Annotated in this window: 17 protein-coding genes; 8 read left to right on the top strand and 9 right to left on the bottom strand. The window is 37.7% G+C overall.

Annotated elements, in window-relative coordinates; all coding sequences use genetic code 11:
• The 5 genes from HCO57_RS16410 to HCO57_RS16390 all read right to left on the bottom strand — a co-directional run.
• The coding region (locus HCO57_RS16410) for a transposase (RefSeq protein ID WP_167989925.1) at positions 1-289 on the bottom strand (289 nt) is incomplete at its 3' end.
• A 210-nt stretch (positions 290-499) separates the two neighbouring features.
• The gene (locus tag HCO57_RS16405) at positions 500-709 is read right to left on the bottom strand and encodes a helix-turn-helix domain-containing protein (protein ID WP_167989924.1); all 210 of its coding nucleotides are present in this window, start codon (positions 707-709) and stop codon (positions 500-502) included.
• 3 nt (positions 710-712) lie between these two features.
• Positions 713-1,210, bottom strand: a complete 498-nt coding sequence (locus tag HCO57_RS16400; protein WP_167989923.1) for a DUF2975 domain-containing protein — start codon at positions 1,208-1,210, stop codon at positions 713-715.
• A 241-nt stretch (positions 1,211-1,451) separates the two neighbouring features.
• Entirely contained in the window at positions 1,452-2,090 is a 639-nt protein-coding gene (locus HCO57_RS16395; protein ID WP_167989922.1) for a hypothetical protein, read from the bottom strand.
• Positions 2,091-2,217: 127 nt separating this feature from the next.
• On the bottom strand, positions 2,218-2,865 hold the full coding sequence (locus HCO57_RS16390; RefSeq protein ID WP_167989921.1) for an HAD family hydrolase: 648 nt from the start codon (positions 2,863-2,865) through the stop codon (positions 2,218-2,220).
• Between the two features lie 121 nt (positions 2,866-2,986).
• Here HCO57_RS16390 and HCO57_RS16385 point away from each other — a divergent pair, with 121 nt between their 5' ends.
• Positions 2,987-3,289: an acetyltransferase gene (locus HCO57_RS16385; protein WP_317171178.1), complete on the top strand. Its 303-nt coding sequence runs from the start codon at positions 2,987-2,989 to the stop codon at positions 3,287-3,289.
• Positions 3,259-4,455: an FAD-dependent oxidoreductase gene (locus tag HCO57_RS16380; protein ID WP_167989920.1), complete on the top strand. Its 1,197-nt coding sequence runs from the start codon at positions 3,259-3,261 to the stop codon at positions 4,453-4,455. Before HCO57_RS16385 ends, HCO57_RS16380 begins: the two co-directional genes overlap by 31 nt.
• On the opposite strand, the gene HCO57_RS16375 is transcribed toward HCO57_RS16380, so the two are convergent.
• Entirely contained in the window at positions 4,452-4,814 is a 363-nt protein-coding gene (locus HCO57_RS16375; RefSeq protein WP_167989919.1) for a DUF2237 family protein, read from the bottom strand. The two genes, HCO57_RS16380 and HCO57_RS16375, sit on opposite strands and share 4 nt — an antisense overlap.
• Positions 4,804-4,953 carry a hypothetical protein gene (locus HCO57_RS16370; RefSeq protein WP_157832792.1) on the bottom strand — a complete coding sequence of 50 codons (150 nt, stop codon included), beginning with the start codon at positions 4,951-4,953 and terminating at the stop codon, positions 4,804-4,806. The genes HCO57_RS16375 and HCO57_RS16370 overlap by 11 nt, the downstream gene beginning before the upstream one ends.
• Before the next feature lie 264 nt (positions 4,954-5,217).
• On the opposite strand from HCO57_RS16370, the gene HCO57_RS16365 reads away from it, so the two are divergent.
• From HCO57_RS16365 to HCO57_RS16355, 3 genes are all read left to right on the top strand, one after another.
• Positions 5,218-6,360 (top strand): SPFH domain-containing protein, encoded by a 1,143-nt coding sequence (locus HCO57_RS16365; RefSeq protein WP_167989918.1) that lies wholly within the window; start codon positions 5,218-5,220, stop codon positions 6,358-6,360.
• Between the two features lie 79 nt (positions 6,361-6,439).
• Positions 6,440-7,531 (top strand): DNA helicase PriA, encoded by a 1,092-nt coding sequence (locus HCO57_RS16360; protein ID WP_167989917.1) that lies wholly within the window; start codon positions 6,440-6,442, stop codon positions 7,529-7,531.
• A 33-nt stretch (positions 7,532-7,564) separates the two neighbouring features.
• Positions 7,565-8,749 carry an acyltransferase family protein gene (locus tag HCO57_RS16355; protein WP_245167619.1) on the top strand — a complete coding sequence of 395 codons (1,185 nt, stop codon included), beginning with the start codon at positions 7,565-7,567 and terminating at the stop codon, positions 8,747-8,749.
• Positions 8,750-8,808: 59 nt separating this feature from the next.
• On the opposite strand, the gene HCO57_RS16350 is transcribed toward HCO57_RS16355, so the two are convergent.
• Positions 8,809-9,903 carry a lactonase family protein gene (locus HCO57_RS16350; RefSeq protein WP_245167618.1) on the bottom strand — a complete coding sequence of 365 codons (1,095 nt, stop codon included), beginning with the start codon at positions 9,901-9,903 and terminating at the stop codon, positions 8,809-8,811.
• 81 nt (positions 9,904-9,984) lie between these two features.
• Here HCO57_RS16350 and HCO57_RS16795 point away from each other — a divergent pair, with 81 nt between their 5' ends.
• From HCO57_RS16795 to HCO57_RS16335, 3 genes are read left to right on the top strand one after another with little or no spacing between them, the layout of a single operon-like run.
• Positions 9,985-11,010, top strand: a complete 1,026-nt coding sequence (locus HCO57_RS16795) for a helix-turn-helix domain-containing protein (protein ID WP_167989916.1) — start codon at positions 9,985-9,987, stop codon at positions 11,008-11,010.
• Between the two features lie 60 nt (positions 11,011-11,070).
• On the top strand, positions 11,071-12,237 hold the full coding sequence (locus tag HCO57_RS16340; protein ID WP_167989915.1) for a PQQ-dependent sugar dehydrogenase: 1,167 nt from the start codon (positions 11,071-11,073) through the stop codon (positions 12,235-12,237).
• A complete protein-coding gene (locus tag HCO57_RS16335; RefSeq protein WP_136950178.1) occupies positions 12,234-12,662 on the top strand; it encodes a nuclear transport factor 2 family protein in 429 nt (142 codons plus the stop codon). The genes HCO57_RS16340 and HCO57_RS16335 overlap by 4 nt, the downstream gene beginning before the upstream one ends.
• Here HCO57_RS16335 and HCO57_RS16330 read toward each other — a convergent pair whose 3' ends face one another.
• Complete coding sequence (locus HCO57_RS16330; protein ID WP_167989914.1) at positions 12,663-14,039, bottom strand: MATE family efflux transporter; 1,377 nt, start codon at positions 14,037-14,039, stop codon at positions 12,663-12,665.
• Positions 14,040-14,045: the final 6 nt, after the last annotated feature.

Below are 14,045 nucleotides of genomic sequence, written 5' to 3'. Positions count from 1 at the left end.
GGTTCTTCAACAGCCATATAAGTTCAATATTCCGATTACATTCCAGCTCCAACACTCTAGAAGAGCGCATGCGATTCATATAGCCATAAAGGTAAAGTTTGAGCAAATCGGCAGGGTTGTAAGGAGGTCTTCCTTGTGAGGCCAAAGTTTTAAAACCGAGTTCACTCAAATCTAAAGAGTTGACAAAGGCATCAATGGCCCTGACGGTGTTTTGTTGACCGACCATATCATCCAAACAGCTACGGTAAAGGGTAAGTTGCGAACGGTCTTGTCCTTGTTGGTATTCCATACATTAAGTTACGAAATATCACCAAGGTGACAAAGTAAATTGAGGTGATAAAAGGGTGGGTTTTGAGACAGTCTGACGGTCTTGTATATGATACGTTGCGTGGTTTAGCATGTAATTTAGCAAATAAAAACCGAATAGAAAATCTGTGAGGATTTTCGCAAGTAGGCTCTCACTAGCAATGGATTATATACGTTGTTAGCCACTGGTTTTTTATTCATTTTCTGAATATTCTAATATGTCAGCAGGTTGACATTCAAGAGCTTTACATATAGATTCTAATGTCGAAAATCGAATTGCTTTTGCTTTTCCAGATTTTAAAATTGAAATATTAGCAGTTGTAATTCCAATTATTTCTGCAAGTTCTTTACTTTTCATTTTCCTTTTGGCTAGCATAACATCAAGATTTATTATAATTGCCATAAATTAAACTGTTAGTTCATTCTCTTCTTTCATTCCTTTTGCCAAATTCAGAGCATTACTTTGAATGATAAAAAACATTCCGATTATGGACAAAAACAAAGGGATTAATAGGTTGTTATCATATATCAATTCAAATTTTCCTCCAGTTAGTTTGCTTATCCATAAAACAGCAATAAGAGCAAATGATATAATTCCTGTGTAAAGAAAATTATTTCCAGATTTTTTTAAGTTTTCTATAGTGTTATCGGAAAAATATTTGTTCGTTAATAAGAACCTTGCCATTTTTCTTAAAAAATACAGACCTCTTAAAAATATTATATAAGCAAATAGACTTACAATAAATATTAACCAATAAAATAAATTCCAATCTTCTACACTCATATTTACTTGGTTAATATTGACAGTTCCAAAAGGTATTATAAATATTATTCCAATTAGTCCAATAAAATGTAGAATGTAAAGTATGTCAACAAGTGTTTTAAATAATATTCCTTTTTTCATATTTGAAGATTTAATTGTTCAAATATACAATAATTATTGCAAAACAATAATAATATTATGAGAAACGATATTTTTACAACTTGTGGCTAACGTATAGTATATGGCAAGTAGGGCAGTAGAAAGCGATAAACTTTCAGGTTTGCTCTGAGCCAAATCAACGATTTGGCGGTTTTTAAATAACCACTGCACTTTCGTATACCACCGAATGTCCTATTTGCTATATACCGTGTTGTAGGTAGTTTTACAAAATATTACTTTCTATCTTTTCAATGGCTTGGTTTAAGTCATTTCTATCCCATTCACTAAAATGAGAAGAAAGTTTTCTGTATTCAATCTTAAGAATGTCATAATTGGGATTTGAAACTAATTTAGCGACTAACAAGCCGTAGATTATGTCAATTTTTAAACGTCTACTATTTGGCATATATTCTTTGGCATTAAACCAAGAGTCCAAATCATTAATAGTTTCAATTTTTTTAAAATTTGGTAGAATTATTTTTGTGTAGTATTCAACAATTTCTAAAACGGCTTTTTCAGCCTCATCAAAAGTGTACAAATCATAATTTGAACAATGGTATTTTTTTTGATCAAAAAGATAGGCCTGATTTGTGTATAGTTGAGAAGAAATTTTAGTCTTGGCAATTTCTTTTTCATTTTTATTCAACAGTTCCATGTACTTCTTTTCTACCTCTATAAAACCTGAAAAACAAAAAAATGATGTTGGGTATGAGTTGTCATAATTAAGCGAGTTAAAAGAAATTGAATAACTTTTTCCATTTTCCATCAAATAGAAAATTGCCCCATTCTTTTTGAAGCCATAAGGGGTTAACTTTTCTTTGAAAGAGTTGTTTAGATATTTTCTTAGTTCCTTTGCGTTCATTTTTTAATTACCTACAACAATTGAATATCCGTCATATGACGGATACTCTACTATTACGATAAAGATAAGCTAATTCTTATACACTACTGTTTTAAATAGTGCAACCGCTCCAACCCATATAGTCAGTCTACTGTAATTCGCTAAAAGCAATCTCTTTAAAAGAAGTAATTACCTTATCGGCTAGGGTATAATCTTGGTTTTTAGAATGTGGACTATCAAACGCTACCGCATAAATACCTGCGCTGTGTGCTGCTTTTATGCCATTGGTAGAATCTTCTATTACCATACAATGGGCTTTGTCGTAACCAGATGCTTCCGCAGCTTTTATAAAAATCTCCGGATGCGGTTTAGATGCTTTTAAGTCTGCCCCACTTAATTTTGCCACAAAATACTGGTCCAAATTAAACCGTTTAAACACATTATTTATGCTGGGCATACTGGCAGAACTTGCCAAAACCAAGGTAAGTCCGTTAGCATGGTAATCCTTTATCAGGTCTAGAACGCCAGGTATAAGTTCTAAATCCGTATCTAGCGCAAAAAGCAACTTAAAGTGTTTGCGTTTGCTGGCGACCAAGTCTTTGGGGTGCGCATCTAGGTTAAATTCGGCCACCAGTTCCTCACAAATAGCCAAGGTGGCCTTTCCAGTAAAACTTTGGTACAAAGCAGCAGATACATCTATACCAAATTCTTTGAACATGGCGTGGTAGGCTTTTGTATGCAGGGGTTCAGAATCTATAATTACCCCATCCATATCAAACAAAACTGCTTTTATCATCTTACAACTATTTGGTGTAAAAATAAAAGGAATACTAGAGGAAACCCTCTTTTAAGCTACATTATAAAAAAGTGCGTCCCAATTTGTGAATATTCACACTAATTCTGTTTAATTTTATGACGTGAAAAATTCAACAATAAAAGAAGTATATGAAAACCTACCCAATAGGTTGGTAGCGCAATACCCTAAATTGCCTTTTGAAAACCATTGCTATTTGCGTATTGCTTTAGATTGGCTATTTAAGGCGAAATGGGATACAAAAATTAACAGACCTGCCTATAAACACCTAACCGAAAAACAAAAACTGCAACTACAGCTACTATTAAAAGGTTACTTAACCCATAAAAAACAGCTTTTAGCACATCATAAAGCGTCTTTAACGTATAGAAAATCATGGAAAAAACAGCTAACATTACCATTATAGGTGCCGGAGTAAGCGGACTGCTTGCCGCCAAAACTTTGGAAGAAAAAGGCTATAGCCCAACCGTTGTGGAGGCTACGGAAACAGTTGGCGGTAGAGTTAAAACCGATTTTATAGATAGTGTGCCTTTAGACCACGGTTTTCAAGTACTACTTACGGCCTACCCTATGGTACAAAAACACTTGAGTTTAGAAGCGCTTAATCTCAACTATTTTAAACCAGGAGCGCTTTTATTTTCTAACGGTAAAAGAGAACGTATTGGCGACCCCCTGCGGGATTTTAGCGCTTTGTGGCCCACCTTGGTTGCAGAAGCGGGTACCTTTAAGGACAAATGGAAAATTTTTAAACTTTCGCTGCAATTAAAACGTACTTCCCTAGACCACATTTTTGCATCTAAGGAAACCACTACACTAGCTTTTTTACAAGACTATGGTTTTACGGATAGCATAATCAATAACTTTTTTAAACCTTTTTTCACAGGCATTTTTTTAGAGGAAGAATTACGGACCTCATCCAGAATGTTTCAATTTGTATTTAAGATGTTTGGCGAAGGCTATGCAGCTGTTCCCAAAAATGGTATTGGCGCTGTGGCTCAGCAACTAAAAAACAGTTTAAAACAGACCACCTTCCAGTTTAATACTAAAGTAAATTTTTCTGCAACGGGAAAAATCGCAACTGAAAAGGGCGAAACGATTACTACCGATGCAGTCCTCTGTAGCGCTCCATTGCAAAGCGAAGTAGCCTGGAAAAGTTGCCATAATTTTTATTTTGAAACTGCAGAATGGGCTTTTGAACCCGGTATCATAGGATTGCTTACGGCCCCGGAAACCTATGCCAACAACATTAATTACTTGTTCCAAACCAAAACACCCATACTATCGGTTACCGTGGTTAAAGAAAGTACCCATGCTGTAAGTGATTTAGAGCAATTGGTTCGTAAAGAATTAAAATTACATTGTGCCATAGAAACGGGTAGGCTAGTGAAACACTACCACATTAAAAAAGCATTGCCCGATTTAGAAAACATTCGACAAAAATTTACACAGAAAGGGGACTCAGCCAACAGCATTTTCATTGGCGATTATACCTTGAACGGCTCCTTAAATGCTGCCATGCAATCTGGAGAAGCAGGCGCCAGTGTAGTAGTGAATCAACTACAACACACCTAATGGGTATGCTTGTGTTCTAGCAACATATCAAAAGAAACTGTTTTTAAGGCTTTTTCATGGGTAGCCTCTAAAATTACTGGTGGTGCAACATGGGCATCGTAGGCTTCCTTCCAACGAGAAACACACAGACACCATTTATCACCAGGTATTAAACCTGGAAAATTATAATAGGGTATGGGTGTTATTAAATCATTGCCACGGCTTAATGAAAATGCTAAAAACTCTTTGGTCATTAGCGCACATACCACATGCGTACCCGTATCCATATCGCCCGTTTTGCAATAGCCGTCCCGGTAAAATCCAGTTTTTGGTGCAAAACAACAAGGCTCTAAAGTGGTACCAAGAACGTTATTGGGCATTGTTTTCTTTTCGATACTTAGTTTCAGCAATGGTTTGCTGGTTTCGTAAGGCTTCAATAATGGATACATCAAAACGTACGCCATCGGCATGCATATCTGCCAAAGGACGCTCAATCATGTAAGGTGTTTTCTTTTTCATAGCAATTTTTTTTCCTCTTCACCTTAAAAATAATCATTTTGTTTAATTTATTTGAATATTTATTAAACATTTAAGATTGATTTAATAGTCAATCAATTGGAAGGTCTGTAACATTTAGTTTTAATTTGATACTTATCTAAAGCAAAGCTTGGCAATTTTTGTTAGCTTTAAGGAAAGGCAAAGCCTACTATTTTAAACCGTACTAATAACCAAGAAACACCTTTAATACATTGTTGTTTCTACTATAAACCTAAACTCTAAAACATGGATATCTTCGGAAAAATCAAGGAAAAGCTCAGTAATGAATTTATAGATATTATTGAGTGGCTAGACTACACGGACGACACCATTGCACACCGTTTTGAGCGGTACCAAAATGAAATTAAAAACGGCGCTAAACTCATCGTTAGAGAAGGGCAGACCGCCGTTTTTGTAAACGAAGGGCAACTTGCAGATGTTTTTACCCCCGGTACTTATGAGTTAACTACCCAAAACCTACCTATCCTTTCTACTTTAAAGGGTTGGAAATATGGTTTTAACTCCCCTTTTAAGGCCGAAGTTTATTTTGTGAACACCCATTTATTTACCGATGAAAAATGGGGCACTAAAAACCCAATTACCTTAAGTGACGACCGTTTTGGCTTGGTAGAGATACGTGCCTTTGGAACTTATGCCTTCCGTATTTCCGATGCGGGCAAATTTATTATTGATATTGTAGGTACGGATAACAACTTTACCAATTTTGAAATTAACGAGCATTTAAAAAGTTTAATCGCCACACGATTTACAGACACCGTTGGCGAGGCCAATTTACCCATTGAACTGTATGCCGCCAATACCACAGAGCTTTCTGACACATGTAAAGAGGTAATGGCTCCTGAGTTCCAAAGTGTGGGTATTTCTTTGGAAAAATTCTACATAGAAAACGTTTCTATGCCAGAAGAACTTAAGAAAGAAATTTTTGAATACAGCCGCATAGACAAGTTAGATTTAGATAAGCTAACCAAGTTCAAGGCTGCCAAAGCTATTGAAGCTGCAGCCCAAAACGAAGGCGGAACCGCCGGTGCCGGTATGGGTATGGGCATGGGCTTTGTTTTGGCGCAACAAATGGGCGGTTTAATGAATCCACAAATGGGCGGCCAAGCTGTTGCACAGCAGCCTGCTACAACTGGCGCCGTACCCCCACCAATTCCGGTACAGGTACAATACTTTTATGCGGCCAACGGCGCACAACAAGGTCCGGTTACGTTTGACCAGTTAAAAACCCTATTTGCCAACCGTACCATTAATAGGGAAAGTTTGGTGTGGAAACAGGGCATGAGCAATTGGGCGCAGTTACAAGAAGTAGAAGAATTAAAGTCCTTCTTAGGGGGTAACACACCTCCACCACTACCGCCAACAGCGTAATTACCACAATTTATAAAACTAATTTATGGGCAGCAGCTTTGCTGCTGCTCACTTATAAAAACCAAAGCATACCCAGCTCATGGAAGCGGTGAATACTCAACAAACCGAACTTAAAAAACCCTGCATCAACTGTGGTGCAGAAATGAAATATAGCCCCGGCACTAAAAGTGTCTTGTGCGAATATTGTGGCCATACCGAAGAAATTCATTTAGATGAAAATGGTTTTGAAGAGCTAGAGCTGTATCCCTACCTTAAGGAAATGGGGGCGCAACGCCACTCCGAAAAAATTTCCATGCTCAATTGTAAAAATTGTGGTGCTACCCAGCATGTGGAAGAAAACTACAAATCGCTACACTGTGTGTACTGCAGCATGCCTTTGGTTTTAGAAGACCAGTATAAAGAAGAATGGATTTTGCCGGGTGCCGTATTGCCTTTTCAAATAGACAAACAAAAGTCCTTTCAAATCTTTAAAAAATGGGTGAACTCGCTTTGGTTTGCACCAGACAACTTAAAAAAAGCAGCATTAGACCCGCAATTTACCAAAGGATTGTATTTACCCTATTGGACGTTTGATGCTCAATTAAAAGCCCAATATTCTGGGCAGCGTGGTGAATATTATTATGAAACCAAAAGAGTACGTAACAGCAATGGTAAAATGGTAAACCAGCGGGTACGGAAAACACGTTGGTACCCAGCCTCTGGCAGCGTAGCTGGTTTTGTAGACGATACTTTAGTGGAAGCTAGTAAACAAAGAAAGGGCCGAGTTCCCAGTAAAATTGCTAGGTGGAATCTTAAATTACTACAGCCTTTTAATAGCAGCTTTTTGCGTGGTTTTGTAACCGAAAAATATACCATTCCCTTATCCCAAGGGCATTTGGCTGCCAAGGGCGAAGCTAAACGGATTGCAGAACGCTGGTGCAGACAAGATATTGGTGGAGATACCCAACGGGTAAGCAGTATGGATGTGCAATTATCAGAAGAAACGTTTAAGCACATCTTACTACCCGTTTATGTAAGCTCTTACCGGTATAACGGCAAGGAATATAACTTTTTTGTTAATGGCGAAAACGGAACCATTTCTGGCTCTAGACCGTATAGTGCTTGGAAGATATTTTTTGCCGTTTTAGTGGGGCTCATCATCATAGGAATTCTAGTGGTAGTTGGCAGATAGCTTTCCATATATTTAATTAGATTAGACCATTTTTTGAAAGCATTACCTACCAAAACCAAGCGATTACATGCCCTTGATGCGCTACGTGGCATTATGATGTTATTGGGTATTGTATTACACAGCGCGCTTACATATTCGGTTACCCCACATGGCGATGCTTGGTCTATTAAAGACCCTAATAGCACTAGTTTGGCAACGGACTTTCTGGTATTACTGATTCACATCTTTAGGATGCCGCTATTTTTTATGGTGGCTGGCTTTTTTGGGGCGCTACTTTTTTATGAGAGGTCTGCCCTAAAAATGATTAAAAACAGGTTTTCTAGAATAGTCTTACCCTTTCTAGTATTTCTAATTCTTTTATGGCCTGTTATTGTTTTTGCGTTTGGCTATACCCACGGGGTGTTTTTAGCTAAACCAAAACCTCTAAGCCACGCTTTAAGAATGTTATCATCCACACAGGATTTAATTCCAAAAAGCACCTCACATTTATGGTTTTTGTACTATTTAATGCTTATCACAATAGCCACTGTTCTCATCGCTTTACTATTAAGAACGCTACCTATATTAAAGATTAAAACAAAAGCGGTATTTAAGGCTATTCTTAAAAACCCTTTGATAAGAATCATCAGTTTAGCAACTATAGTTGGTCTATTGTTAAAAGTGTTTGGCAGCAGTATGGTTGCTACTTCCGTGTCTTTAGTGCCTGATTATCAAACCTTCTCTTATTATTTTATATTTTATTTTCTTGGTTGGTTGGTCTACATCTCCAAAGAACCCTTAACCCTATTTGTAAAATACAGCTGGCTAACTACGAGTCTTGCTGTTGGTTTGTCTATTGTTGAGGGGTTAGTAATAACGGCCTATAATTTAAACCCTAGTGGAAACTCCAACCTACTCATAGCGTTTAACGCGATAATTGTTAGCCTATTTATTTTTGGTTTAACAGGTTTGTTTGTACGCTATGCCAGTACACATTCTCCTAAACTACGGTACATTTCAGACGCATCGTATTGGGTGTATCTCATTCACCTACCCATAACCGTGCTCATCCCCGCAGCACTTGCAGACCTACCCTTACCTGCCTTAATAAAGTTTTTTATAGTGATTCTAGTCACCGGAGTAATTTGCTTTGTGAGCTATCATTATTTAGTACGAAACACCTTTATTGGTAAATTCCTGAATGGAAAAAAGTATCCTTTAAAAGCTGCTAAAGGATAACCTGTTTATAATAGAAAAGACCTTCTATATAAATCCAAAAACGACAGCATTTAAATTATCTATTCAAACACCAAACAAACGGGACTATCCAAGGCTACCTCGTGCAAAAAATTTAAAGTGCCTTCTTTTTCATCTCGTTTAAACACAGTAATATTATTGCTCTTTTTATTCGCTACCACAACGAACTTACCGTCTGGAGAAAGGGTAAAGTTTCTTGGCCAATCGCCTTCCACAGAAGTCCTGCCCACTAGACTAATTTTTCCAATAGCTTTGTCAATTTTAAAAATTACCAAGGTGTTTTCTCCTCGGTTGCTCCCATACAAGAATTGCCCATCTGGACTCATATGAATATCCGCACAAGGGTGTGGACCAGCATAATCGGGGTCGATAGTGCTTTCTGTTTGCAAGGGCTGAAACTTACCTAATGCGTCTCTTTTAAATACCGTTAATGTTGCATTAAGTTCGTTGATAACGTACATAAAATTTCTGCTCTCATCAAACACAAAATGTCTTGGACCTGCACCTTTATCTAAAGTTAATGCCTCTTGCTCAGCAGGCACCCAACCATAAGGTTGTTTGGTATATCTTTTTACTTGGTCTAACCCTAGATCCGCAGCAAATAATCCATCCGCATTAAAATGAGCCATATGTACATGGCTAATGCCCGTTGTGTCTGGCGGATTATGATTAATTACTTGTCGGTCTCCTAATTGCCCATCTTCTAATAAATCAAAAATGGCCAAATTGCCCCCAGAATAGTTAGAAACTACCAATTGACCAGATGGCGAATAGGCCACATGGCAAGGATTTGCCCCACCTGTTGCTTTCGCATTTAGCTTTTTTAAACCATCTACCGTAACTTGGAGTGCCACTACCCCACCACTATTAGCGTCAAAGTCCGAGGTTTCCTCTACGGCATAAAGCATTTTACCATCATCAGATAAAGTTAAAAAAGAAGGACTGTTTAGCTTTACTTCTAACTTTAAAGAATCTAAGGCACCCGTTATCGGATTAAATTGGATAGAATAAATGCCTTCGCTGCTACCGTTAGTATACGTACCTATATATATTTTTTGCATCTCTTGTGGTTTTTCTTTTTTACAAGCAGTAAATAATAAAAGTACTACGGCCAAAATGTGGTATTGCATTTTCATGTTTAGGTGGTTTGTGGGCTTCTAAAGTAACTATTTCTAGCTAAAACCAAAGCAACCATTAACGTTCTTTATCTTTACGCCGTGGATAAAGACAGTATCATCTTAATTCTATGTAGCCTTGGTATTGCGCAAGGACTATTTTTGTGTGGTTATTTACTAAGCCTTAAAAAGGGGAATGTACTTGGCAATCAACTCCTTTCTTTAATACTCATTGGTTTAATACTACGTATTGGCAAGTCTATTTTACATGTTTATTTAGACCTAAGCCCTTGGCAACGTAACATGGGTTTGGGCGGCATACTACTGGTGGGGCCTAGTCTTTGGTGGTATGGAAAGGTGCTGCTTTTTAAATTAAAAACATTACCCAAAAGTGCTTACCTACACTTGATACCTTTTGGTCTATTTGAGTTGTTATGTTGGTTAATCCCCAACGATGGTCAACTATGGGCCTATCTAACGTATTACGCCGTATTTGTACATTTAGCCGTCTATATAGTATTGGCGATACGTACTTTAAAATTTGGTAGCCCTTTGGCTTCCAAAGTTGCTATACGATGGTTTAGGAACTTGGTAATTGGTGTCGGTCTAATTTGGTTCTTTTATATCGGTAATATTTTAGGTATTGTCCCTTTTTACATCGGAGGAGCTCTTTTCTTTTCTTTTTTGGTATACGTGTTTTCTTTTTTAATGTTGAAACAGCACACCTTTACGCTAGAAAAATATGTGAACACAACTGTAGACCCTAAGGAGGTACGCCTTATCATCAATAAATTAGAACGGCTATTTACAACCGAAGCAACGTACCTACAACCTAACATGAATTTGGCTAGTGTTTCAGAACAACTACAGGTAACGCCTAGAGCATTGTCCCAAGCTATTAATGAAGCTTTGCACATGAATTTTTCGGAATATGTAAACTCCCATCGCATTACTAAAGCAAAACAACTTTTGGTACACCCTGATTATGCAGAAGAAAAAATTGCAACCATTGCTTACGATGTTGGTTTTAACAATCCTACTTCCTTTAATATTGCTTTTAAAGCAATAACCAAGATAACGCCCACACAATATAAGAAAGGGCACATTACGGCGGTAAAATCATCTTAAAAATCATGATTTTTAAAGTTTAACCTTGCTAAAAAAGGCAGTTTTGGCAAAAACAATTCTATGCGTTATTTGCTATCATTGCTGTCCATTTTCTTTCTGAATTGCATTACCAAAGATGCCACACCCGTATTTAAACCTGTACCTACTCCCGTAAAGGAAGTGGTTGTTGAAGGCTTAAACAAACCTTGGAGTATTGCCTTTTTATCAGAAGAAATAGCCTTGGTATCCGAGAAAAATGGTGATTTGGTAAAAGTGAACTTAACCTCCCAAACAAAGACTAGCATAAAAGGTTTTCCATCGGATTTAAAAGACAGTATTGGAGCTGTAGATTTTGGTGACAATGCGGGTATTTTTGATGTATTAATAGACCCTAATTACAATCAAAATAAGCGAATCTTTATAGCCTATGCTGCTGAAAAACCTAATATAGGCAGCACTACCAAATTTATTTCCGCACGTTTGGCAAACGATTCGCTAACGGACATCCAGACTATTTTAGTTGCTGCACCTTTTACTCAAGACAACTTTCATTATGGTGGCGGTATGGCTATTGGTACGGACCAAAAATTATACCTAACGGTAGGAGAACGTTTGTATTGGGAAAATGATGAACCTACCACACCTATTGCGCAGGATTTAAACGACCCCAGAGGAAAAATACATCGGTTTAACCTAGATGGCAGCATTCCAAAAGATAATCCCCTTATAGGTAAGGGTGATATTGCCAGTATTTATGCCTTTGGAATAAGAAACGCACAAGGCATCGCTCTAAATCCAAGCACCCAATCTTTATGGTTTACAGAGCATGGCACCATACAAGGAGACGAGCTTAATCTTTTACAATCTGGTGGCAACTATGGCTGGCCTAGCAGAACCACCGGCAAATTACGGAGCAAGACCTATAAACCCCCTGTATTAGCAGACAGTAGTGTAGTTGAACCAGTCTGGTATTGGCAACACACGGTGGCGCCCACTGGCTTATGCTTTTATACAGGAACTACCTTTCCACAGTGGACCAACAGTCTGTTTGTCCCTGGACTTTCTAGAGGTAGTTTATGGCGATTTAAACTGGATGAGGATGTACCCATTTCTGCAGAAGAATTGTTCTTAGATAGTCGAGTACGTTCCCGTAAAATAGCTCAAAGCCCTACAGGAAAACTATACCTACTTACGGATGAAGAAAACGGAAAAATCATTGAAATAAAACCTAAAACAAACGAATTATGAAAAAAGTATGTATCGTCTTAACCCTATTCATTTCACTACTAAGTTTCGGCCAGAACGAGGTGGCTGCCATAACCACAACGCTAAATTTATACTTAGAAGGTTCTTCTTATAATTATCCAGAAAAAATCACTGAAGCTTTTTATAAGGATGCGCCTCTATTCTTATCCAAACCAGACCAAGAAATATGGCTTGTTAGTCCGGAAGCGTATGCTGGGTTTTACAAAAACAAAGAAAAAGGAGCGTATAACGGCAGGGCTACAAAAGTGCTTTCTATAGAAGTATTAAATGATATCGCCCTAGCAAAAGCGGAAATATATTTTGAAAAAACAAAAGATACTTATGTGGATATATTCTTGCTTAAAAAGCTATCAGGGACTTGGAAAATTATTAGCAAGGCAGCTACCAATACTACTCAAAACGAGTAATTAGTGCAATGTTCTTTTCACTTCTTTATATAAATAGATACCGGTGACAATTGTAGCAAGTACATCTGCTATAGAAAAAGACATCCATACGCCTAATTCTCTATAAAAACTAGGTAGAATTAAAACTAGTGGAATAAAGAAAAAGCCCTGCCTTGTTAAAGTAAGTAACAATGCCGGAATTGCTTTTCCGATGGCTTGAAAATAGGCTGCCCCAATGAGCTGCAATGCAATTATTGGGGTGGCCAAAAACACCAAACGCATAGCTAAAGGCGTATGCTCTAAAACATAGGCATTGGTGGCTAAAGCTTCTGCATCCAAATCTGGTCTATCACTCAAAAATAGTTTCGCTATTTCTGCAGGGAAAACCATTAAAAACACAAAAACTAGGGTTGCGACCAAAGCCGCATACCCAATTGCCGTGTAAATTGTTTTTTTTACCCTGTCGTATTTTGCCGCTCCATAATTAAAGCCAGCGATAGGTAAAAACCCTTGTGTAACTCCAAAAACTGGGAAAAGCGCAAACATAAGCATACGCCCTATAATGGCGTAGACCGCCACTAGGGGTTCTCCTCCTAAATTGTAGAGAATATTATTCATTATTAAATACGTAACACTAGTAACTGCTTGTCTAGAAAGGGTTACAAAACCCAGAGAGCCTATTTCTTTTAAAATGGGTGCTTGTAATTTAAAATGCTGTGGACTTAGTTTTAATTCTGAATGTGAAGAAAGAAAAAAATAGAGTACATAGCCAAAACATAGCAAGTAGCCAGCAGTAGTAGCCCATGCAGCACCTTCCATACCCCAATCAAAAACATAAATAAAAATATAGTCTAAAAACAGGTTGCCAATGGAAGGAATTATCATCGCAATCATCGCAAATTTAGGTTTGCCTTCCGCTCGGATAACGGTATTACCCATCATACATAAGGCTAAGAAGGGCACCCCATATAATACTATTACATAGTACACTTTAGCTGGGTCAAAAATAGAACCTTTACCTCCAAAAGCAGGTATTAGTACATCTACAAAATAGAGTCCTAAAACCACCATAGATACGGTTACCAATAAGGTTAAGGTAATTTGATTGCCGAAGGTTTGTAAGGCTTTTTCTTTTTGACCTGCTCCTAGCGCTCTAGAAATTATACTAGACCCGCCAATACCTATGGCCATACCTAGAGCTGCTATGAAGAAAGAAACAGGTAAAACTACGTTAATAGCAGCGATGGCCATGGGGCCAATCCAGTTACCAACAAAAATAGAATCTACTAGGACATTGATAGACATTACTAAAATCCCGATAGAAGCTGGCACTGCCTGTTTTACCAGTAACTTACCAATGGGCGCTGTACCCAACTCTTCTGAAGAAACTTTGGCCATAGTCTA

This window comes from Croceivirga sp. JEA036, assembly GCF_011882165.1.
In the GTDB taxonomy this organism is placed as follows: Bacteria; Bacteroidota; Bacteroidia; order Flavobacteriales; family Flavobacteriaceae; genus Croceivirga.
The sequence above is the reverse complement of the archived record's forward strand: the minus strand, read 5'-3'. Positions and strand labels throughout refer to the sequence as shown.